We start from the raw sequence: 22,885 nt of genomic DNA on the forward strand, positions 1-22,885 counted from the left end.
TCAATCAATTATGTATGCTATACCAAAGCTGCCCAAGGGCAATGCTACTGTCATTTAGCGGTAGCGTTTGTTGGTATAGTCTGTTAATTCCTGCTTGTTTAAGTTGCTGGTTACAGCAGCTTAATAGATATTCGTTTTGCAGTACGCCGCCACATAACACAATCGGTAACTCGGCGTGTTGTTGCGCTAAGGTCACTACTGCATGGGCGATGGCTTGCATAAATCCTGCGGCAATATTGGCAATCACAGTGTCTGTCAGCGGTTGGCTACTTACGATATCGACAATTTGTTTAAATAAGCGATGCAGTTGCCATTGGTCATTGACTAAGGTTAATTCAAATGAATAAGGGCTATCTGCTTGATATGCTGCTTGTGCCAATAACATGCCGGCTTGGCCTTCAAACTGATTTTGTTCAATTAACCCCAGTAATACTGCAACGGCATCAAATACTCGTCCCATTGAACTGCTACTAATGCATTGTGGCAGCTGCCATAACTGAGTCAGTTGGGTTAATTTAAGCTTTGGTACTTGCTTAAAACAGCTTAATTGTAATTGCTCAATTTCGGCTAACGAGTAATGCTGCAGTAGCAGTGATAATACAATTCGCAGCGGCTCTTTTATCGCTTGTTGACGACCGATTAATTTAAACGGCGTCAAATGTGCCAGCCGTTGGTAACCATGTACATCGGCCAGTAATGCTTCACCGCCCCATAACGTACCATCATCACCTAAACCCGTGCCATCAAAGCTGATCCCAATCACGTTATCGCGATATTGTTGCATCGCCATCACCGCTAATACATGGGCGTAGTGGTGCTGTACTTGTTGGTTTGCTACACCTTGGCTTTGCGCAAATTGGCTAGAAAAATAGTCTGGATGACAATCGCTAATCACTTGCTCTGCCTGTAACTGATATAACTCTTGCAAGAGCGTAATGGTTTGCTGAAAACGTTGCTCACTGCCAATGGTAAATAGGTCGCCTATATAGGGACTAATTAATAATTGTTTATCAAAGCCGAGCGCCACGGTATTTTTCTGTTGAGCACCAACGGCTAAATAGGTTTTAGGCAGTTTTTGTACCAGCGGTAGCGTTAATGGCGCGTAACCACGGGCAAGGCGGATCACTAACAGTTCATCATCAATCAATTGTACCAAGCTATCATCACATGGATTAATGATAGGGCGGTTGTGATCTAAGATCAGATCCACCACAGATCCTAACTTGCTGATGATCTGTTCGCTTGCTGCAATAATCGGTTCACCAGAAATATTGGCGCTAGTGGCCACTATCGGACAATCAAGCTGGTTAAACAGTAATTGATGCAGCGGCGTATAAGGCAGGAATATGCCTATTTTGTTGATATTAGGCGCAACGTGTTCACTTAATAGCGTGTCACATTGGTTTGATTTATTCAGTAAAACAATAGGGCGCTCTTGGCTGGCAAGCAGTTTCCACTCATTATCTGTTGCTTGGGCATATTGTTTTGCTTGCTTAACATCTGCCACCATAATTGCCAATGGTTTATGCGGCCGATGCTTACGCTGACGTAATAGGGCAACCGCTTGGTTGTTGCTGGCATCGCACACTAAATGAAAACCGCCCAACCCTTTTATGGCAACAATTTTACCCTGTTTAATGGCATTGACGGTTTGGCTTAATGCCGCTTCCTTGTTTGCAACTAATTCACCCGTTGCCGTTAATAAACGTAACTGTGGGCCGCAGTTTGGACAACTAATTGGCTGTGCATGGTAACGTCTATCTAGCGGATTATCATATGCCGCTTGGCATTCACTGCACATCATAAAATCAGCCATTGCCGTAGCGGGGCGATCATAAGGTAAGCTATTGATAATGGTATATCTTGGGCCGCAATTGGTACAATTGGTGAACGGGTATCCAAAAAATCGGCTTTGGGGATGATTAATATCATTAACGCAATCTTGGCAGCATGATTTGTCAGTGCTAATGACGGCAATGGCTTGTTGGCTATGGCTACTGGCATGAATGCTAAAGTCTGTTTCTGTATCTATTACAGCAAGGCATTGCTGTTCAATATGGTCAACGCGCGCTAACGGTGGCAGCTGTAATGGCAACGCCTGTAAACAGCTATCGAGCGCCTCTGTTTGACCTTGAAATTCAACAATTACGCCTTGGGGATTATTTAGCACAAAGCCTGTGAGGTTGAATTCACAGGCTAGGCGGTAGATAAAGGGCCGAAATCCGACCCCTTGTACAATCCCGTTAACGATAAGCCGTACCCGTTTGAGTTCGGTATTATGGTTTGGACTGGTATCTTGCATATTAACGACGACGCATTTTCAGATACAGTGCGCCTGCACATAAATTAGTGCTATCAATGGCAAGTTGACGATTAACCGTCAATGGGTAGTTTTTACCCAAACGCAGTGATAAGCGGTGGGCAAAAATATCGTTAGCAAATTCATCACCTGCTAATACCACATTTTTGACGCCGATATTACCGTCAAGATGTTCAATCCAGTTAGCTAAATAATCAGCTAAAGAATCAAACATACCAAAGGCTAATTTGGTACTAATATCTTCATTACTCGCCAATCTAAAACTCATCATACTGCCTAAGGTTTTACACCAGTTTAGGCTACGATGGGCTTCACCACGGGTAAGCGGGAAGTCGATACGTTGCGAGTTATGCCCTTTATTTTTCATTGAGCAAGCTAATAGGCTGTCACGTAAATAATCGGTATTGCTTGGGTAATCGCTATGATGCAGACCTAAAATAACGGCGGCAACAGCAAATAAACTGCTTAAATTGTTAGTATTACCGCTCAGCTTTAAATCAAGCAGCGCATTGTAATCATCAGCAAATCGAGCTTTGTATTTCTCTAATACACTTTGCTGTGGTGATTGTTCTAGTTGATGATAGATTTCATAGCCATTGCTTGGCAGGCTGGGTAAGCCAAAAAACAGCTCTGTCTCTTTGCTTTTATCCAGCGTCGCAATTTGGCCTTGTGATGCCTGATTAAAGTATAAAACAGCACTGTTTTTATTTTGTTTTGCTTCAATGTTACCCGCATGCATCGCACAAATGGCGTGGTAATCTGGGTGAACATCTCCAGCTTGATTGGATTCAGTAAAATGAATTTTACCTTTTTTCCAACTGGCATTACGTTGGCTAATGGTCGCACTGTCATGCAGCGGCTCATCGGCTTCAATATCATGGCTAATGGTATTTGCTTGTAATTGATTTAATTCACTCCATTGACCATCAATCCAAGTTAAATGCATTGGTAGTTGATCGGCGCAATAGTACAAGTAATCCACGCCGCGTTGGCGTAATAGTTCAGCAAAAATCGTGATAACGCGGTTATAGCTAAAACAGATATCGTAAAGTGGTAAAGATAATTCGCTGTGTTCAATACATGGACGCACGGTTAAGCGTGGTTTTTCCATGCTTGATAGTGCCAACACATGATGATCATAAACCGCAAAATGCGCATTTAAACGATTTGGGTTACAGATCAATACTTGTTGTCTTTGGTAGTGCTCAAAAGATAAAGCTGAGCGACTGAATTTATAAGTGAGTGCGCCTAGATTAAAGACCACAGCACCATCATCGAGCAAGGTTTTTGCCCAAGCTTGAATATCAGTAAAGGTGATCCCTTGCTGATACTGCTCGCCATGGCAGCTGTCACAATGATAATTAATATCACCGAAGTTGGCAGATTGATTATCTGCAAAATGGTCATGACACTGCTGGCAAAACTCAAGTTCTACTGCGCCATGCTGTAATGGGGTAGTGGAACCTGCACGTTGTTCAATCAGGGTAATCTTGCTGTCAGTTAACCAGCTAGAAACAAGAAATTCTTGGGCGATTTTGTCGGCCAAGAATTCCAGTGTAGCTTGATTGCCCAAAGCTTCTATAAAGTAACAATTATGCAGATAACCTATGCTGATTTCAGCATCAGGGTAAGCCAAATATTGGTTACATAGATGGGCGTAAAAGGGCACTTGTCTTGCACAAGTAAATTCAAATCGGATCAGCTTCATTAATTAGCTACCACGTTTATAAGAGTCTGGAATTAATTCATTAATATCAATGTTAGCAACACGTTCATAGCTTATTCCCAAGCTATCCATATGTTTGAAAAATACCTTTTCCATGGTTGGAATAGCAGCATTAATCTTACTGGTTAAGCCTAAATGCATAGGCTCAAGCACGGTCGGAGTAATCCCTAACACATAAGTTTTGGACGATCACCCACCATTTCCATCATAGTTAAGGTTTGTAGCATCTCAACTTCATGGGCGCTGCCTTGCCAATCAATCTCTGGCGGGGCATTGTCAAAATCAAAATAATACACTTGGCCAGGTTCAACGCCAGCAGCGTTTACGGTATCGACAACCAAAAGATGATCATATTGACAAAGAATGGGGGTAAGGCCTTGAGCTAAAGTGCCACCGTCCATCAAATCAACTTGATGTTCTGGGTGGCTTAGTCGGTAGTTTTCGGTAATGTAGTTGACAAAATGCACGCCGACTCCTTCGTCGGCGTACAGGACATTGCCAATACCTAATAGCAATATCTTCATTAAGTATTATTTTCCTTCATGCTCATCATGATGTGGATGGTAGTCATAACCAGATACGATAGAATCGACTGAGTTATGTTTAAAGCGAATGCCCATCCAAACAGCCATATATACGTGGATAAGTACGAAGATGATAAATACCCATGTAATGTAGTGGTGCCATAAGCGCACAACAGCTAAACCGCCCATCATTTGGGTGATCCATGCTGAAGGTTCCCATAGCAAGCCACCTAAGCCTAAGTGGTATACGTTAGCGTATAGCACCAAACCCGTCACACACATAAAGAACGCTGCTACAGAGATACCCATATAGGTAACGAACTGTAGCGGGCCATATGCGCCTGAATGAGGTGCTTTACCCATCCAAAGGTATGCTTTAAGTTGGGTAAACCAAGCTTTAGGGCTGATCACATCTTTAATTGAACGGCGCTCAATGTTGTTCTTACTAAAGAAGAACAGATAAGCACGCGCCAATGTTACCGCTACTAGAATAAAGCCAAAGATCTCATGTGCCATACGGATCCAGCCTTGTACTAGCACATCTGAGCTTTGCGGCGCGACTAAAAACGGCCAAGCAATATAAAAGCCTGTGATAACCAAAGCCACGATCGACAGCGCACGTAACCAGTGACAGACACGAATGATGGCCGAGAAGATTAAATCTCTGGTATACAACATCGTTTCTTTTGTCATGATAACCCCTTAATTACAATGCGTTGGGATCGATACGGAACTCACTTAAAGATTGGCCTTTATAATCCATTACGTGTACAGCACACGCCATGCATGGGTCAAATGAGTGAATAACACGTATAACTTCAAGTGGCTTGGTTGGATCTTCAATCTTTAAGCCAACTAATGAAGCCTCGTATGGGCCAACTTTACCATTACCATCCATTGGACCTGCGTTCCAAGTGGTTGGTACTACCGCTTGGTAGTTTTCAACTAAACCGCCTTTGATGCGTAACCAGTGGCTTAATAGACCGCGTGGTGCTTCAATCATACCGTAACCTTTGTATTCCTTATCAGGATCAATAGTTGGTGCGATATAAGTGGTTTCGTCAGATTGGATATTGGTCAACAATGATTGGAAAGTTTGGTCAGCATGACGAGACAATACCAATGCGTGAAGCATACGAGCTGCAGTACGACCAAGGGTGGTGAATAACGCTTCAGTTGGTAGGCCAGTTGCGCCTAAGAAGTCATTAACCGCTTCAACACTTCTGGTGTGCCGTGACCATAGTTCACTAACATTGCAGCTAATGGACCTACTTCTACAGGCTCGCCATTGTAACGTGGTGATTTAACCCAAGAGTATTTACCTGCACCATCAACTGTTGGTAATTCGCCATAAACAGTGTCGCGTTTAACAAACGGAGTATGTTCAGGAATCGTAGTACCATCAAATGGATGTTGTGGTTTGTCAGCGTTGTACCAAGCGTGAGTAACGTCTTCTTCAATTAAGTCTGGGTTAACAGGCTCAATCTTGCTTAGGTCACCATTGCGAATAACGCCGCCTTTAAATAGGTACTTGTTTTCGCTAATTAAAAACTCATCAATTGCCATGAAGTTTTTAACGTTAACGCCGCCAAGAACACTTGGCTCAGTCTTATACGCATCGGCCGCCATTTTAAGGTCAGCTTGATAAGCGCGAACAACGAAGTCTTGTACGTTAGCGTGCTTTTGTGCCCATTCTTGTAAACGAGCAGGGCTAAGCATGTCGCGTACAGAAGTGATACCACCCACAACGATTGATTGTGGATGTGGGTTTTTACCGCCCCAAATCGCCATCATTTCTGCAGCAGTACGCTGAATTTTAAGTGCTTCTAAATAGTGAGCAACACCAATCAAGTTCTGTTCTGGTGTGAACTTGTAAGTCTTGTTACCCCAGTATGCGTTAGCAAATGGGCCAAGCTTACCTGTTGCAACTAGCTTTTGAACTTTCTCTTGTACAGCACGAAGATCACCTTCACCTACATTGTAAGGGGTGTCTGAATACTTCATTGCCACTTGAGCGGCTTTAGCAGGATCAGCACTTAGTGCAGATACTACGTCAATCCAGTCAAGACCATGTAAAAGATAGAAATGAACGATATGGTCGTGAATGTGAAGTGCATCAAGCATCATTGAACGCAAGTATTGTGCGTTTAATGGTACCTGTGCGCCAATCGCATCTTCAACAGCTTTAGTACCGCAAAGGTAGTGAGAGAAAGTACATACACCACAAATACGTTGAACTAATAAACCAACGTCCATTGGGGTACGGCCTTTTAGAATAATCTCTAAACCGCGAAATAGGGTAGAAGAAGCCCAAGCCTTACTGATGACGTTGTTCTCGTCAACTTCAACTTCAATGCGAAGATGGCCTTCGATACGGGTGATCGGGTCAATAACTACGCGTTTAGTCATCTATTTGTCCTCGTGCTTGCCAGCAAAAATGCTACCGATTGCGTGCGCGCCGATACCTACAGCGGTTACACCTAAAATTACTGCGCCAACGGTATCCGCATCAGCGTCTAAACCGTGAAGTATTTGTTGTCCAAGTGGCTTTTCAAAGTCACGCATGGTGTCCCAGAAATCAGGCTCAGAACAACCAATACAGCCGTGTCCTGCAAGTACAGGCCAGCTTGTATGAGCGTTAAAACGTTCAGTAGGGCAGTTGTTATATGTGTATGGACCTTTACAACCCACTTTATATAAGCAATAACCATCTTTAGCTGCTTGGTCGCCAAATTCTTCAACGAATTCACCAGCATCAAAGTGACCACGACGTTCACAGTTATCATGCACGCGAGCGCCATAAGCCCACTTAGGACGGTTAAACATATCAAGCGCTGGTAATTTACCAAACATGATGAAGTACATTAATGTACCAACAATGTTGACTTCACTTGGTGGGCAACCACCTAAGTTGATTACTGGACGGTCGACAATGGTATGAATACCTTGGGCACCTGTTGGGTTAGGTGCGGCAGCTTGAACGCCACCAAATGCAGCACATGTACCAACAGAGATAATTGCGGCAGCGCCTTCTGCTGCTTTCTTCGCAATTTCAAGACCAGTATGGCCTTTACAGCCAACAGTTAGAAACGCACCATTATTGGCAGTCGGTACAGCACCTTCAAAGGCTAATAAGTATTTACCATGGTTATCACGCATGGCATTTTCTAAATTTTCTTCTGCTTGCCAACCGGCAGCTGCCATTAATGTTTCTTGGTATTCTAATGACACATAATCAAAGATTAGGGTGCTAACATCGGGCGTTGAAGCACGTAATAATGATTCTGAACAACCAGTACATTCAGCTAACTGAATCCAGAGCAATGGTACTCGGTCTGCGACTTCAGCAGCTTCCGCCACTAAAGTACTGAACGGTAATGGCAATGCAAGCATTGCAGAAATTGAAGCACTCCATTTCATAAAGTCACGACGGGTTATGCCGTGATCTTCCATAACTTGTTGTAGTGTTTTTGATTTACGTGGTGCTAATTTACGTAAACTAGCAATTCGCGCAAGTCCTTGCTCATAAAGGGCTGCATGTGTATCCATGGGCCAACCTTGTTAAAGTCACGTGAGGTACCATTACGGGATGCAATGATACAAATACCTGCAAAGTTTACTTTGCAAAGTCATATTCAAATGTGATCTAGATCACCTTACTTTTCTATTTTGTGAATAAATGCAAAGAGTGTAGAAGAATTTGTGAGATGTATCTCAGTTATTTTTTAATGTGGACAAAATGTCCATCTGGTTTATTTTGCTGTTTTGTATATTAGATATTGTAATTATTGGTAATTATGCTCGGCTTAGGCGTGCAGATTTTACTCCTTTTAAGACGGATATCTGATTTACCAGTGAATTAACACTGCTAGGATTACCTTTGATGATAATTGTTTCCAAGCAATTATGGTGGTCTATATGCACATGAGTACTACATAACACTTGTATCAAGTGGTTATGTTGGATCTCAATCAGTTTTTCAGCAAGACCACGTTGATGATGGTCAAAAACCAAGGTTAATACGCCAACTACGTCTTGTTTACTGTTGTCCCATTGCTGATCAATTAAGCGGGCACGATAAAGATCTCTAATATATTCAGATCGTGAACCATAACCTTTGTTGGTTAAATCCACTTCCATTTCATCAAATAAAGATTTAGGCAGTGAAACGGTAAAGCGGATCGTCTCATCTGCGTTATTTGCTTTCTTTGTTAAATCAGTCATATACCCTCAAGTTATCTGAAAGTGCAAAATTCAATATCAATTTGTTATCTCTATATTAAATTTAGAGTCATAAACAAAAGGTGTTTGTGATGTAGATCATCGTCCATTCAAAAAAATGCATATTTATCCATGAACTATTTATACTTGATTGCAGTATTACTTTTGTGAAAGTAGTATTACTGGCATCATATTTTATTTGGTTACATTCATGTCTAGATTGTACATAGTTTTAGTGGCATGTTACTTAAGTTTTTGTTCATTTAGCAGTTTTGCCAGTTCAATCCCTAATCACTTAACAATTTCTATTGCAGCAGCGCCTGATACAGGCTTTGATCCTATTCTAGGTTGGGGTAAATTTAATAATCCGCTTATTCAATCATCGTTATTAACTCGTACCGGTGATATACATTTTACTGGTGACTTAGCCGCCAAGTGGCAACTTTCAGATAACCGTTTGGTATGGACCGTTAATTTAAAGCCCAATATTAAGTTTAGTGATGGCAAACCACTTACTGCAACAGATGTGGTTTTTACCTTTAATCAAGCCAAACATGCGGTGACGCTGCATGATTTAACCAATTTAGCCGATGTTCAGGCCATTAATCCGTTAACGATTCAATTTACCCTGAAACAACCTGATATTACCTTTATTGATAATTTAGCCAATTTAGCGATTGTGCCAAAACACGCTTATGGTAAAGAGTACGGCCAACATCCAATCGGCAGTGGCCCATATCAATTTGTAAGATGGGACAAAGGTCAGCAGCTAATTTTAAAAATTAACCCTTACTACTACGGCCATAAACCTGAATTCAAGCAGCTTATATTTGTATTTAGTGGTGAAGATACTCGTTTTGCGCAGTTATTAGCAGGGCAACTTGATTTAGCCGCATTACCACCAAGATATGCATTGCAATTACCTGCACCTTATAAACTATGGCGAGTACAAAGTGTTGATAACCGTGGCGTAGCATGGCCAATGGTGAAATCAAATGGTCATAATATTGGTAATGATGTCACCGCTGATCCAGCCATTAGACAAGCAGCTGAGTTAGTGATTAATCGCGCTATGTTGGTGGATCAACTACTTGATGGTTACGCTCAACCCGCTTATTCAATTGCGGATGGTTTACCTTGGGGCATTAGTTACCCAGCATCAAAGTTAACGGCGGCGCAAAAACTGCAAAAGGCGCAAGCTATTCTTGCTAAAGCGGGCTGGCAGGTTAAAGATGGCGTACTCACTAAAGGAAAACTACAAGCCAAGTTAGATCTTTATTACAAGTCAGGCGACAGTATCCGTGAGCAATTAGCATTAACCGTTGCGCAAATGCTTAAACCATTGGGGATTCAAATGACAACCCATGGTGAAAGTTGGGAGCAGATCAGCAAAGTGATGCACGCCAATCCCGTGTTATTTGGTTTTGGTAGCCATAGCGCGACAGAAGTGCTTTATACCTACCATAGCCGTTACCAAGGCCAAGATTTTTATAATGCAGGTTATTACCACAATAAGGTGGTTGATCAGGCATTAGATAAAGCGCAGCAATCGACAACATGGCAACAATCATTACCTTATTGGCAAGCAGCTGAAAAACAGATTGCGCAAGATCATCCATGGTTATGGTTGGTTAACTTGCAGCATCTTTATGCCGCTAATCCATGTTTAGATCTCGCCAAGCCGGGTATAGAACCTCATGGTCACGGCTGGCCAATTGTCGATAACATTACCGATTGGCGCTGGACTTGCCATTAATATGAAACCAAATAGCATGCAGATGCTGAAACATGGCGCATTGATTACAGTGCGTCTATTGTTGCTATTAATGGCACTAGTGGTATTAATCTATGCATTAATCGCCATGTCGCCATTAGATCCTATTACCGCTTATTTGGGCGGTAATTTATCTGCGGTTTCAGGTGAACAAAAACAGCAACTGATTAATCAGTTAGGATTTAATCAATCACTGCCTCAACAGTTTTGGCACTGGTTTAGCCAAGCCATACAAGGCCATTTAGGGTTTTCAAATCTCTATCATCAAGAGGTCAGCCAAGTCATCAGCGAGCGTATGGGCTTGTCGCTGATATTGGTCTTTTCAGCTTGGTTATGTGCCTTAATTTGCGGTTATTTAATCGGCTTAGCGACGGCTATCAAACAGCATTCATGGTGGGCGAAGGGCTTACATCGGCTAACGCTCACATTAACCATTATTCCGCCATTTTGGCTGGCGATGGTGATGGTGGCAATTTTTGCGATTAAATTACATTGGTTTCCAAGCTGCTGCGCTGCGCCGCTTGGGGTGTTATGGACACAGCAATCAATGGCAAGTTTATTGATGCATATTGCACTGCCATTAATCAGCCTAGTGTTGATTTATATGGCGCCCATTGCACTGCATACCCATGAAAAAGTGATTGATGTACTTAATAGCGATTACGTTAAATACAGCCAATTACATGGTCAGCAACCATGGCAAACCATTAAGTTTCATGTGCTTGCTAATAGTATGTTACCCGCAGTGGTGTTGCAGTTTGCCGCCATTGCGGAGTTGTTAGGTGGCACTATGATGATTGAAACGGTATTTAATATTCCGGGATTAGGCTCAACATTAGTTAATGCCGCGATGGCAAATGACACCGCATTATTATTGGCAATCAGTATTTTGTTTGCTGTGATTGTATTTATTAGCAGTAATTTCGGCCGTTTATTCAGTTATCAATTGTTGCCAAAGGGAGTGCATTAATGAATCAATTAATGGCTCCACATTGTGTGTGGGATTTTTGCCGCGAATATTGCCAAAAGTATTGGCAACTGGCATTGATTATTCTGATTTTACTGGCAGCACTATTTTGGCCTGTAACGGCCGATAGCATTTCGTTACTCAGTAAAAATTTAGCCCCAAGTTGGCAGCACCCATTTGGTACAGATTGGCTGGGGCGCGATATGTTAGCCAGATCGCTACATTCATTGATCGTCAGCCTTTATATCGGCGTATCAGCCGTATTACTCAGTGGTCTGTTGTCATTATTACTGGCCAGTTTGGCGCAAATTAATCGTCTGTGGCAGGCAATCGTCGAGTTTATGATTGACTTATTTATGTCATTACCGCATTTATTGCTGTTATTGTTGTTATCACTGGCGTTTGGTGGTCAACAATTTGGCTTGTTAATGGCATTAGTGTTGAGCCATTGGCCAAAACTGACTCGTCTACTCATTTATGAAATGAAAACCACCACCCATGCCCCTTATTATCAATTAGCACAGCAATTTGGCCATTCACGTTTGGTCGTCATGCGTCGGCACTTATTGCCTTATATTATGCCGCAGTTATTAATGGCGTTATTAATTATGTTGCCACACGCATTAACCCATATGGCGGCATTAACCTTTTTAGGTTTTGGATTAAACCCAACGGAGCCTTCAATTGGCGGCTTGTTAGCTCAAGCAAATCAATACCTTTTATTAGGCTATTGGTGGTTAGCTGTATTACCGGGCGTATTATTATTAGGCTTACTATTATTGATGTGGTCATTTGCAAGGCGAGTTAATCAAGGCTATAGATGTGCAACGGCAAAGGTATCAGGCTAGTTTATGGAGCGCTCAATGTTAAAAGTAGAGCAATTTGGAGTGATGGATAATACCTCTGGTGACTATATTGTTACGCCATTATCTTTTGCTTTAGCCAAAGGCGAAATCGTTGCCATTATTGGCGAAAGCGGCGCAGGTAAAAGTCTGTTAGCACAAGCGTTACTTGGCGATGCCCCAACAGGATTTAGCATTGTCGGCCGTGCCCATCAATCTGGTCATGGTGCAGTGAGCCAACACACAATTGCACTGGCTGCACAATCAGCGAGTGTATTTGATCCACTGCGTACTGTTTTTAGTCATTTAAAACAAAGACTGTACCATCGCCAACCGCAACAATATCTAGCATCGCAAGATTTAGCCAGATTACAAATCAATGACAGCATCGGCAGCTTATGTTGTCATCAATTGTCGGGTGGAATGGCTAAAAAAGCTTTGTTAGCTCAAGCTGCCATCCAACAAACCGATTTTCTTATTGCTGATGAACCCTGCAATGGCTTAGATGATAACGCTGCAACGCAGATGTATGACAATTTGAGTTATTTAGCCAAGCAACAACAGCAGGGCATCTTATTAATCAGCCATAACCTGCGCCAAGTGATGCATTATGCCGATAGCATTATTGTATTAAAGGCAGGCACTATGGTTGAGCAAACCAGTCCACAGGCGATTAAAAGCAATAGCTGTCATCCTTACACGCAAGCGCTATGGCAAGCACTACCCGAAAACTGGTCAATAACGCCGCCAAAACAACAAGTGGCCTAACTGAACATGCTACTTATATCATTAGCTCTTTTTATCAAGCCACCCATAATAAATGGTATGTTTAACAAGGCTTTTTTATTAAGACACCCACAATAGTGTTGATAAAAACAGTGTTAAAAAATGACTTTCATAAAAGCAAACAAGAGTAACCATGAGGCCGTTGATGCTTGAAATAAAAAATGCTCAAATTGATATTGCAGGAAGCTTAATAACCTTACCTAATATCGCGATTAAGCAAGGGCAAGTGATTGGCTTATGCGGTGATAGTGGTTGCGGTAAAACAACACTGATTAAAACGTTAGCCGGTATCATTCCTTTAAAAGTAGGGCGGTTAAATCGACCTCAATATCAGTCTGGTGCTAATCCGGTACAGTGGTTAATTCAGCAACCTGAGTTTGCGTTTAATCCGCGACTAACCATCGAGCAATCACTAAATGAAGCGTGGGGAGCAAATGAGTACCAAGCGCTGTTTGATGATTTTGATATTGAATTACAGTGGTTACAAAGGCGACCACAGCAGTTATCTGGTGGGCAATTACAAAGGTTGAACATTATTCGAGGATTATTACCCACAACCCAGTTTTTGTTATGTGATGAAATCACCGCGCATTTGGATATGATCACTCAAAAACAGATTTGGCAATCACTGATGCTACACGCTAAAAAGCATCACATCGGCTTATTAGTGGTGTCACATGATCAGCAGCTATTGCAAGTCTTATGTGAGAGTATTACTTCCCTCCCATAAAAAAACGCTCCTAAAAAGGAGCGTTTTTGTTCGCATTAATTAACGCTGTTAATTAGAAGCTTGCACTACGTGGAGCGCGAGGGAATGCGATAACGTCACGAATGTTTGAAACGCCAGTCACATAAGACACTAAACGCTCGAAACCTAGACCGAAACCTGAATGGGGTACTGTGCCGTAACGACGAAGATCGCGGTACCACCAGTAATCTTCTTTGCTTAGTTCCATTTCAGCTAGACGCATATCAAGTACGTCTAAACGCTCTTCACGCTGAGAACCACCGATGATTTCGCCAATGCCTGGAGCCAATACGTCCATAGCCGCAACGGTTTTACCATCTTCGTTAAGACGCATGTAGAAAGCTTTAATGTCTTTCGGATAGTTCTTAACAACAACAGGCGCTTTAAAGTGCTCTTCAGCAAGGTAACGCTCGTGCTCAGATTGTAAATCGATACCCCATTCAACTGGGTAATCAAATACTTTGTCACAGTTCTGAAGAATGGTCACTGCATCAGTGTAGTCAACCTGTGCAAAGTCGCTGCTTACAAACTGTTGTAAACGCTCAATCACAGTCTTATCAACACGTTGGTTGAAGAACTCAAGGTCATCCATACGCTCTTCAAGTACAGCGTTGAATGCATACTTAAGCATTTGCTCAGCAAGACCTGCAACATCATCTAAAGTTGCGAAAGCCACTTCAGGCTCAACCATCCAGAATTCAGCTAAGTGACGGCTAGTGTTTGAGTTTTCTGCGCGGAATGTTGGGCCAAAAGTATAAACTTTAGAAAGGGCACAAGCATAAGTTTCAGCGTTTAACTGACCAGATACCGTTAAGAATGCTTCTTTACCGAAGAAATCCTTATCATAGTCAACTTTACCCGCGTCAGTACGCGGTAAGTTTTCCATATCTAATGTTGATACACGGAACATCTCACCAGCACCTTCACAGTCAGATGCAGTAATAAGAGGTGTAGACACCCAAATAAAACCATTCTCATGATAGAAACGATGAATTGCTTGCGCTAAACAGTTACGTACGCGAGCCACTGCACCAATAATGTTGGTACGAGGGCGTAAGTGCGCTAATTCACGTAAATGTTCAATAGAGTGGCGCTTAGCAGCCATTGGATAAGTATCAGGATCATCAACTAAACCCACAAGCTTAACTGCAGTCACTTGCATTTCAAATGCTTGACCTTGGCCTGGAGATTCAACAATCTCACCAGTCATTTCAACAGAGCAACCAGTAGTTAGCTTTAGAACTTCTTCATTATAATTGTCTAAGCTATTTGGCACTACGCCCTGAATAGGGTCAAAACAAGAACCATCATAAACGGCTAAAAAAGAAATACCGGCCTTAGAATCACGGCGAGTACGAACCCAACCGCGTACAGTGACTTGCGAACCAACCGCATGTTCACCTTTAAATACAGAAGCGACAGATGCAATGCTCATTGTTGCTTAGTTCTCCAACGAAACAATTATAAAGAAATTTGGACGTTATATTACCTTGCTGGCAGCTTTTAACAAGCCTAAAAATGCGGATATGTGCGATAAATTGCAAGGTATAAAGCGGAACAACAGCAAATAGATGAGGAAGTGTGCTTTTTGTATTCAAAAGAGGGGCAGGTTATGCCTTTTTTGCTATAAAAGCCAGTGTATCTACAAATGTCCTCAAACAACATAACAATCGCAAAAAGTGTATGACGCTAGCAAAAAAGATTGTTTATATCGCTAATTAGTCATAACAATAGACAAAATGTATCAGTACATTAGCAAATCACTAATTGCTGGTAATATCTTAGGAGTTTTAATCTTGATGTGCTTAATAATGAACCGCAGGGATAAATAAGTGTAGTTATATTAATCAAATATATAATGGGGTTATGAATAAATCGACTAATTAATAAGTAAGTAATGCTATTTATTTGTACAAAATGACCCTTATTAAATTGATCTGTAAAAGATAAAGTGTGATTGATCTCTATTTTCTTAAAACTTTAATAAAATGTATTTGTTTCTATCATGTTAATTGCTGCTTGATATAAATTTTTTAAAATATGTTGTGTATCAAAATTAATCAATCTGGTGAGTGTGTGTGTGATGTTCTGGTTAAAAATGTTACTAGGGTTGCGTGCTTAATGTAGTGTGTAGTCCGTTGGTATTATTTTTAATAACTAAATGAAATATCGTGAAACGAACTAATATTCTATATAATCTCGCACATAATTAAGGACTAAACAAATTGTATGTTTAGTTATGCTAAAATAACTACATTAAATTTACGGATGTGAATAATATTAGGCACTCTCAATTAAGATATTGCTTATGTATTGCCGCGTATATTTTGACTAAAAATTTATTGTAAATATTCTCTTTGTTTATTTACTAAACTATTTGTGAATAGTTTTGGAAATCGGAAATCCTCAATTCCGTGCGGTAGCTATATCTAAATAAAAATATTTGTGATAATTATCACGTTTATTCATTGTTGAGTTAAATCTACCTCTCACTTTTAAATTTAAATATATTACTTCTTATATCTATATTAGATTACTGTTGACGAACAGTTTTATAAGTCAGTTACACCTTTCAGTCTGAAATACCTTGGTTGGAGATTCCTCTTGTTGCAACAAGCAAAACGTTTTGGGGTACTATCCCTGTCGCAAGTATCATTCAAGCCCATTTTTACATCGCGTAAAAAGTTACTGGTTACCATGCTAGCACTAGCCAGTATAGGTGGTTGTACCGTTATGCCGGGTAACCATTTATCAACCAGTAATAAGGTGGTAGTGGCCAATCAACAGCAACAACCATCATTAGATGATTTAGTGAAGGTATACCCAGTCACACCAACATTGGTTAATCAGTTAAAACAAAACTCAAAGCAACCCGTTACCCAAGCTAACCCGCAACTTGAGCAAGCATTAACTCAATACGAATATCATATTGGTAGTGGTGATGTATTAAATATTACGATTTGGGATCATCCTGAATTAACCATTCCAGCCGGATCATACCGTAGTAGTGCAGAAGCGGGTAACTGGGTTCATGCAGATGGCACCATATTCTATCCCTATATTGGTCGTGTCCATGTAGCTGGTCAAACAGTGACACAAGTACGTGACACTATTGCTAAAAAACTTGCGAAATATATTGAGTCACCGCAAGTCGATGTCAATGTAGCAGCGTTTCGCTCACAAAAAACCTATATTACAGGTGAAGTTAAAACGCCAGGTGCACAGCCTATTAGTAATATTCCACTTACTTTGTTAGATGCGGTTAATAAAGCAGGCGGTATTAGTAAAGATGCAGATTGGCGCAGTGTTTCACTTACTCGTGATGGTAAAGAGCAACAAATATCGCTTTATGGCTTAATTCAAAAAGGCGATTTGACTCAAAACCGTTTATTACAAAATGGCGATATTGTGCATGTGCCATTAAACGATAATCAAAAAGTGTTTGTAATGGGTGAAGTTAAAGATGCTAAAACCCTAAAAATTGATCGCGTTGGTATGAGCCTAACTGAAGCACTCAGTGAAGTCGGTGGTATTGATCAGTTAAATGCAGATGCAACAGGTATTTTTGTTATTCGTAAAGCCAAAGTTGAAGCCTCAATAAAAGACAATAAACAGCCACAAATGCTAGCAGATATTTATCAACTCGATATGCAGGATGCCACAGCATTAGTATTAGGCACAGAGTTTGAACTGCGACCCTACGATGTTGTGTATGTAACCGCCGCACCTATTAGCCGTTGGAACCGTGTAATCACTCAATTATTACCAACTATTACTGGCTTTAATCAGTTATCTGAAGGTTCACAACGTATTCGCCATTGGTAATAAATAAAATCTTATTTTTAGAATGGATGCCTTAATAAAAGGCAATTCTATTGGCTGAGTGAGTAGCAATAAATGTTCAATAAAATTCTAGTGGTGTGTGTCGGCAATATTTGTCGCTCACCTACGGCTGAAAGATTGTTAAAACAATTAAAACCGCAATTAATTGTCGATTCAGCAGGTGTGGGAGCATTAGTCGGGCGTGAAGCTAATGCGATGGCAACAGAAGTTGCTGCAACAAATGGGGTCAGTTTACAAGATCACCAAGCACAGCAACTGACCCGTGAACTATGTAGCCAATATGATTTAATTCTAGTGATGGAAAAAAAGCATATTGAATCTGTCACCCGCATTGCACCAGAGGCAAGGGGCAAAACCATGCTGCTGGGGCAATGGCAAGGGCAGATTGAAATACCAGACCCTTACAAACAAAGTAAAGAAGCGTTTGAATTTGCTTATCAATTGATTGAACAGTCATGCCAAGCGTGGCTGATAAGCTTTAATCAATAGCGTTCGATATTTGTATTTATATTACCTCCGTTGAGTAATAATTTTTATGACAGCTTTAGTTTCTAAAACCGCACAAACACAAGATGATGTAATCGATTTAGGTAAGCTATTTGGCATTTTAATTGATAATCGTTGGATGATTATTATTGTCACTATGGTGTTTGCTATCGTAGGTGTTAGCTATGCACTACTCGCCACACCTGTTTATAAAGCCGATGCCTTAGTTCAAGTAGAGAAAAAATCAACAGGTATGCCAGCCTTGGTGGCGATATGGCGGATCTGTTTTCGTCAGAGTCATCTGCAACCACCGAAATCGAGATTTTAAAATCACGTATGGTGTTGGGCAAAACGGTAGAACAGCTTAATTTAACCACGGTAACCTCTGCCAATTACTTTCCTATTGTGGGTAAAGGCATTGCCCGTTTATTAGGCCAACAACAAAGTATTGATGTTGAGGAGCTTGAATTACCAAAGCATGAAATTAATCCAGTTGAATTAGTCGTGAAAGACCAAACCAAAGGACTATATCAACTATTAAATAGTGAAGATGAACCTATATTAACCGGAGAAGTGGGTAAATTAGCGACAGCCAATACTGCAACAGGTGAATACCAATTATTAGTTAATTCATTGAATGCTGAAAATGGTGATAGTTTTACGCTTGCTAAGCGTAGTCGTTTAAATGCTATTCAATGGTTACAAGCTAATCTATCAATTAGCGAACGGGGCAAACAAACCGGTATTTTACAGTTAACCTTTATGGGGGCTAACCCTACACAAATTCAAGCTATCTTAAATGATATTAGCGAAAACTATCTATTACAGAATGTGGCGCGTAATGCGGCAGAAGCTGAAAATAGCCTAGTATTTTTAAAACGTCATCTACCTGAAATTAAAAAGCAGTTAAATACTGCAGAAGAGCAATTAAATAAATATCGACAAGCAAATGAATCTGTCAACTTAGATTTAGAAACTAAAGCAACACTGCAAACAATGGTAGAGCTAGAAGCGCAATTAAATGAATTAACTTTCAAAGAGAGTGATATTTCACAGCGCTTTACCAAAGATCATCCTGCATATATTGCATTACTTGATAAACGTAATGTCTTACTTCATGAAAAATCAAAATTAAATAAGCGGGTAGAGCAGCTGCCAAAAACCCAGCGTGAAGTGTTAAGTTTAATGCGTGATGTACAAGTTAATCAGCAAATATATATCCAATTGCTGAATAAAGTACAAGAGCTTAATATTGTTAAAGCTAGTACAGTCGGTAATGTGCGTATTTTAGACAGTGCTCAAACATATTCAGCACCTGTTAAACCTAAAAAGCCATTAATTGTGGTTATCTCCATTTTACTCGGTGGAATGTTAGCCGTGGCAATTGCACTATTAAAAGCAGCTTTTAATCGCGGCATTGAAAGTCCAGAGCAAGTAGAAGTGATTGGTTTACCTGTTTATGCTTCAATTCCATTGTCTGATACTCAACTGAGTATTGCTAAAAAGATTAAGACGATGAGGCAGCCAAAGGTTGAACAAGTTCTACTGGCCAAGGTTAACCCTGCTGATTTAGCGGTAGAGGCATTTCGCGGACTACGCACCAGCTTACATTTCGCCATGATGGAAGCCAAAAATAATGTGCTGATGATTTCTGGTCCAAGTCCTGCTGTCGGTAAGTCATTTGTATCAGCTAATATGGCAGCCGTGATTGCTAAAGCAGAACAGCGTGTCCTCATTATTGATGCAGATATGCGTAAGGGCCGTATTGAACAGCAACTAGGGCTTAGTAGCAGTCAAGGGTTATCTGATTACTTAAGTGGTCAATTGCCATTAACCGAATTGGTTAAAACCACCTCTGTAGATAACTTAGATTTTATTAGCCGCGGTGCTGTACCACCAAATCCTTCAGAGCTGCTAATGCATCCTCGTTTTGCGCAATTACTTGAGTGGGCAAGCAAGCACTACGATATGGTCGTTGTCGATACGCCGCCAATTCTTGCAGTAACCGATGCCGCCATTGTCGGCCGATTAGCGGGCACTAGTTTAATTGTGGGACGCTTTGAACAAACCGCATTAAAAGAAGTTGAAATTACTAAGCAACGTTTTGAACAAAACGGCATTGAGGTGAAGGGTTTTATTTTAAATGCAGTCGAGCGTAAAGCTAGCAGTTATTACGGCAGCTATGGTTATTATCAGTATGGTTATTGTACTAATGAGAAAAATTTTAAATGAATATTTTGAGTAAAAATATTTTTGCACTCTTAATATTACAAGGAAGTAATTATATCATTCCATTAGTTACATTCCCATATTTAGCTAAAATATTGCAAGTAGAATCATTTGGATATTATGGATTGATTTTTGCAATTACTCAATATTTAGTTTTGTTTATTGACTTTGGATATAATTTATCTGCATCTAAAAGGATCGTTGAGGCAAAAAATAACAATATAAAGATATCTAAGATATTTTTTCAGACAATAATAGCTAAGTCAATTTTATCTTTGTTTGTGTTATTATTAGTTTTTTTATATCACTTCTTGAGTGAGTCCCATCTTTCAAATTTAATTATATTTAGTTCTTTTCAAATTATCGGTACTGTTTTGTTTCCTATTTGGTTTTTTCAAGGAATAGAAAAAATGAAATTAATAACAGTTGCTAGTATTTCAGGTAAATTATTAACACTTCCATGGATATTTGTTTTTGTAAAAAACTCTGAGGATTTAGATATAGCGATATTTTTACAGTCAATTTCATATTTTACAACTGGAATAATATCATTAATATTGATTTATAGTTATAAAATAATTAGTTTGGTAAAAGTTTCATTTTGTGACATAAAAAAATCATATCTAGATAGTTATCAAATATATATTGCTGGTTTAGCCATAAGTTTATATTCGATTAGTACACCAATAATTATAAAAACCTTTTCTTCTATTGAACAAGTTGGATTTTTTACTGGTGCAGATAAATTAAAATCAGCGGGGTTAGGTATATTTTTGATAATGGGGCATGCCTTATATCCAAGGGTTAATAACTTGTTCTCTGAATCTAGAGTTAAAGCGTTTGCTTTTGTTAGAAAAATTATTTTTATATCAAGGCTTGATTACTATTTCTGTATCGATTTTGGTTTATATCTTTGCAGGAGAAATAATAAGGTTAATTCTCGGTGAAGGTTTCTATAATTCAATTATAGTGCTTAAGGTATTGTCACCTTTATTTTTTTTGATTACGCAGTCTGTTGTTTTTGGTAATTATATCCTACTACCATTAGGTTATAAAAAAACCTATACATTATTACCTGTATTTGCTGCATTGATTCATATATTCACATGTTCGATCTTAACTTATAAATTTGGTGCAATTGGCGGTGCACTATCGATCTTAATGATAGAAATATTAACTTTTTTGATATATATACGAATATTATTTAATACAAAAATAATTTATGAGTGGTTAAAAGTATGATAAAGCTTTCAGTGATAATAGCAGCGTATAATGTTTCTGAATATATAGTCGATTGCTTAGATTCAGTTATTAAACAAGTAGATTGTACGGTAGAGGTAATTATTGTTAATGATGGTTCTACGGATCATACAGAAGATATTATAACCAATTATATAAGTAATATAATTGATAAAAATATAATTCTCATAAATAAAAGTAATGGTGGGTTAAGTGATGCTAGAAATGTGGGGTTAAAAAAATCTCATGGCGATTATATAACATTTCTAGATGGTGATGATATATGGTTAGATGATTATTTTAAAGTGATTTCAAAAAAATTGTATATTTCTGATATTATAGAATTTGATGCGATTAGATTTAATGATGTTAAAGACCTAGATTATAATGATAATTATATAAAGCTTGTTTCAAATAATGGAACTAATAATTGTTGTTTTGATGTGTTACTTAATATTTTTAGACGTAATCAATGGTTTGCTTGGTCAAGAGTTTATAAGTCTTCGCTTTTTAAAAATATATATTTTCCTGAGCATCGTAGATTTGAAGATATTGCAACCATTCCCATTTTATATTTGAATGCTGAAGTTCTAATGAGCATTAAAGAGCCATTGGTTGGTTATAGATATAACCCTAATTCAATTACATCCAATCCTAAAATATCAGACATAACTGATATTATGTATGCACTAAATAGAGTTAATGAAAGTATAAGTAATAGTTTATATAAAAGGAACCTTTGGAGTATTGCAACTATTAGTTCGGCTCCTGTTTTAAAGTATATTTACATTTCATCTAATGATAAAAATAATTGTACTGAATGCTTTAAAGATTCTTTGAAATTAATTAAGCGAAGAATTGTAAAATCAATATTATGTAAATATAATAAAAAAGCATTGTTGGTTGTATTTTTTCCACAGGTTTTCATATTATTCAGTAAGATAAAAAAGTATTACATTGAGAAAATATAATGTATTGGGATTTTTTTTTAATTGTATTGGTTATTCTTGCTATTTTAGATAGGAATGGAACTAGATTTTTAGGAATTGCCTCTGCTATTGTATTCTTTATTGCTTTAAGTGGTAATTTTTTAAATGGTGTAGATTGGGTTAATTATTATTCAGTATATAAGAATAGTAATGATAATTTTAATTTTATGCAATTAGAACCTATCTTTTAT

General features: G+C 39.3%; 17 protein-coding genes and 3 pseudogenes. 12 read left to right on the top strand and 8 right to left on the bottom strand.

What is annotated here, in order from left to right:
* Positions 1-4: 4 nt before the first annotated feature.
* From hypF to nikR, 7 genes and pseudogenes are all read right to left on the bottom strand, one after another.
* Complete coding sequence (gene hypF / locus JCM15074_RS05405; protein ID WP_025820302.1) at positions 5-2,302, bottom strand: carbamoyltransferase HypF; 2,298 nt, start codon at positions 2,300-2,302, stop codon at positions 5-7.
* A gap of 1 nt (position 2,303) precedes the next feature.
* Complete coding sequence (locus tag JCM15074_RS05410) at positions 2,304-4,028, bottom strand: hypothetical protein (protein ID WP_025820303.1); 1,725 nt, start codon at positions 4,026-4,028, stop codon at positions 2,304-2,306.
* Between the two features lie 3 nt (positions 4,029-4,031).
* Positions 4,032-4,570, bottom strand: a pseudogene (locus tag JCM15074_RS21075) (HyaD/HybD family hydrogenase maturation endopeptidase).
* Positions 4,571-4,576: 6 nt separating this feature from the next.
* Positions 4,577-5,263 carry a Ni/Fe-hydrogenase, b-type cytochrome subunit gene (cybH, locus tag JCM15074_RS05420; protein WP_025820304.1) on the bottom strand — a complete coding sequence of 229 codons (687 nt, stop codon included), beginning with the start codon at positions 5,261-5,263 and terminating at the stop codon, positions 4,577-4,579.
* 13 nt (positions 5,264-5,276) lie between these two features.
* Positions 5,277-6,979: pseudogene (locus tag JCM15074_RS21080) on the bottom strand (nickel-dependent hydrogenase large subunit).
* Entirely contained in the window at positions 6,980-8,119 is a 1,140-nt protein-coding gene (gene hyaA, locus JCM15074_RS05430) for a nickel-dependent hydrogenase small subunit (RefSeq protein WP_025820305.1), read from the bottom strand. It abuts the pseudogene before it with no gap.
* Between the two features lie 246 nt (positions 8,120-8,365).
* Entirely contained in the window at positions 8,366-8,794 is a 429-nt protein-coding gene (gene nikR / locus JCM15074_RS21085) for a nickel-responsive transcriptional regulator NikR (RefSeq protein WP_037469126.1), read from the bottom strand.
* 208 nt (positions 8,795-9,002) lie between these two features.
* On the opposite strand from nikR, the gene JCM15074_RS05440 reads away from it, so the two are divergent.
* The 5 genes from JCM15074_RS05440 (at position 9,003) to JCM15074_RS05460 (ending at position 13,890) form a co-directional block, all read left to right on the top strand.
* On the top strand, positions 9,003-10,547 hold the full coding sequence (locus JCM15074_RS05440) for an ABC transporter substrate-binding protein (protein ID WP_025820306.1): 1,545 nt from the start codon (positions 9,003-9,005) through the stop codon (positions 10,545-10,547).
* Positions 10,507-11,535: an ABC transporter permease gene (locus JCM15074_RS05445; protein WP_159105272.1), complete on the top strand. Its 1,029-nt coding sequence runs from the start codon at positions 10,507-10,509 to the stop codon at positions 11,533-11,535. Before JCM15074_RS05440 ends, JCM15074_RS05445 begins: the two co-directional genes overlap by 41 nt.
* Positions 11,535-12,380 carry an ABC transporter permease gene (locus tag JCM15074_RS05450; protein ID WP_025820308.1) on the top strand — a complete coding sequence of 282 codons (846 nt, stop codon included), beginning with the start codon at positions 11,535-11,537 and terminating at the stop codon, positions 12,378-12,380. The genes JCM15074_RS05445 and JCM15074_RS05450 overlap by 1 nt, the downstream gene beginning before the upstream one ends.
* Before the next feature lie 15 nt (positions 12,381-12,395).
* On the top strand, positions 12,396-13,142 hold the full coding sequence (locus JCM15074_RS05455) for an ATP-binding cassette domain-containing protein (RefSeq protein ID WP_025820309.1): 747 nt from the start codon (positions 12,396-12,398) through the stop codon (positions 13,140-13,142).
* A 163-nt stretch (positions 13,143-13,305) separates the two neighbouring features.
* Positions 13,306-13,890 (top strand): ATP-binding cassette domain-containing protein, encoded by a 585-nt coding sequence (locus JCM15074_RS05460; RefSeq protein ID WP_025820310.1) that lies wholly within the window; start codon positions 13,306-13,308, stop codon positions 13,888-13,890.
* Positions 13,891-13,942: 52 nt separating this feature from the next.
* Here the strand turns inward: JCM15074_RS05460 and asnS are convergent, their stop codons facing one another.
* Positions 13,943-15,343 carry an asparagine--tRNA ligase gene (gene asnS, locus JCM15074_RS05465; protein WP_025820311.1) on the bottom strand — a complete coding sequence of 467 codons (1,401 nt, stop codon included), beginning with the start codon at positions 15,341-15,343 and terminating at the stop codon, positions 13,943-13,945.
* A 1,169-nt stretch (positions 15,344-16,512) separates the two neighbouring features.
* Between asnS and JCM15074_RS05470 the strand changes: the two genes are divergently transcribed.
* The 7 genes and pseudogenes from JCM15074_RS05470 to JCM15074_RS24805 all read left to right on the top strand — a co-directional run.
* On the top strand, positions 16,513-17,733 hold the full coding sequence (locus JCM15074_RS05470) for a polysaccharide export protein (protein ID WP_304621825.1): 1,221 nt from the start codon (positions 16,513-16,515) through the stop codon (positions 17,731-17,733).
* 72 nt (positions 17,734-17,805) lie between these two features.
* Entirely contained in the window at positions 17,806-18,240 is a 435-nt protein-coding gene (locus tag JCM15074_RS05475) for an arsenate reductase/protein-tyrosine-phosphatase family protein (protein ID WP_025820313.1), read from the top strand.
* Positions 18,241-18,286: 46 nt separating this feature from the next.
* On the top strand, positions 18,287-18,565 hold the full coding sequence (locus JCM15074_RS24800; RefSeq protein WP_234400164.1) for a Wzz/FepE/Etk N-terminal domain-containing protein: 279 nt from the start codon (positions 18,287-18,289) through the stop codon (positions 18,563-18,565).
* Positions 18,511-20,469, top strand: a complete 1,959-nt coding sequence (locus JCM15074_RS21090; protein WP_234400165.1) for a polysaccharide biosynthesis tyrosine autokinase — start codon at positions 18,511-18,513, stop codon at positions 20,467-20,469. Before JCM15074_RS24800 ends, JCM15074_RS21090 begins: the two co-directional genes overlap by 55 nt.
* Positions 20,466-21,413 carry an oligosaccharide flippase family protein gene (locus tag JCM15074_RS21095; protein WP_051536824.1) on the top strand — a complete coding sequence of 316 codons (948 nt, stop codon included), beginning with the start codon at positions 20,466-20,468 and terminating at the stop codon, positions 21,411-21,413. Before JCM15074_RS21090 ends, JCM15074_RS21095 begins: the two co-directional genes overlap by 4 nt.
* Positions 21,414-21,704: 291 nt before the next feature.
* Positions 21,705-22,676 carry a glycosyltransferase family 2 protein gene (locus JCM15074_RS21100; protein WP_025820314.1) on the top strand — a complete coding sequence of 324 codons (972 nt, stop codon included), beginning with the start codon at positions 21,705-21,707 and terminating at the stop codon, positions 22,674-22,676.
* A pseudogene (locus JCM15074_RS24805) lies at positions 22,676-22,885 on the top strand (hypothetical protein); the annotation flags it as partial. The gene JCM15074_RS21100 and the pseudogene JCM15074_RS24805, both read left to right, overlap by 1 nt.

This window comes from Shewanella marina JCM 15074, from assembly GCF_000614975.1.
Classification (GTDB): Bacteria; Pseudomonadota; Gammaproteobacteria; order Enterobacterales; family Shewanellaceae; genus Shewanella; species Shewanella marina.

Coding starts and splice junctions, on each gene's coding strand:
- JCM15074_RS05475 (WP_025820313.1), top strand. CDS start 17,806: ATGTTCAATAAAATTCTAGTGGTGTGTGTCGGCAATATTTGTCGCTCA.
- JCM15074_RS24800 (WP_234400164.1), top strand. CDS start 18,287: ATGACAGCTTTAGTTTCTAAAACCGCACAAACACAAGATGATGTAATC.
- hyaA (WP_025820305.1), bottom strand. CDS start 8,119: ATGGATACACATGCAGCCCTTTATGAGCAAGGACTTGCGCGAATTGCT.
- JCM15074_RS21090 (WP_234400165.1), top strand. CDS start 18,511: ATGGCGGATCTGTTTTCGTCAGAGTCATCTGCAACCACCGAAATCGAG.
- JCM15074_RS05410 (WP_025820303.1), bottom strand. CDS start 4,028: ATGAAGCTGATCCGATTTGAATTTACTTGTGCAAGACAAGTGCCCTTT.
- JCM15074_RS05460 (WP_025820310.1), top strand. CDS start 13,306: ATGCTTGAAATAAAAAATGCTCAAATTGATATTGCAGGAAGCTTAATA.
- JCM15074_RS21100 (WP_025820314.1), top strand. CDS start 21,705: ATGATAAAGCTTTCAGTGATAATAGCAGCGTATAATGTTTCTGAATAT.
- JCM15074_RS05440 (WP_025820306.1), top strand. CDS start 9,003: ATGTCTAGATTGTACATAGTTTTAGTGGCATGTTACTTAAGTTTTTGT.
- JCM15074_RS05455 (WP_025820309.1), top strand. CDS start 12,396: ATGTTAAAAGTAGAGCAATTTGGAGTGATGGATAATACCTCTGGTGAC.
- JCM15074_RS21095 (WP_051536824.1), top strand. CDS start 20,466: ATGAATATTTTGAGTAAAAATATTTTTGCACTCTTAATATTACAAGGA.
- cybH (WP_025820304.1), bottom strand. CDS start 5,263: ATGACAAAAGAAACGATGTTGTATACCAGAGATTTAATCTTCTCGGCC.
- nikR (WP_037469126.1), bottom strand. CDS start 8,794: ATGACTGATTTAACAAAGAAAGCAAATAACGCAGATGAGACGATCCGC.
- JCM15074_RS05450 (WP_025820308.1), top strand. CDS start 11,535: ATGAATCAATTAATGGCTCCACATTGTGTGTGGGATTTTTGCCGCGAA.
- asnS (WP_025820311.1), bottom strand. CDS start 15,343: ATGAGCATTGCATCTGTCGCTTCTGTATTTAAAGGTGAACATGCGGTT.
- hypF (WP_025820302.1), bottom strand. CDS start 2,302: ATGCAAGATACCAGTCCAAACCATAATACCGAACTCAAACGGGTACGG.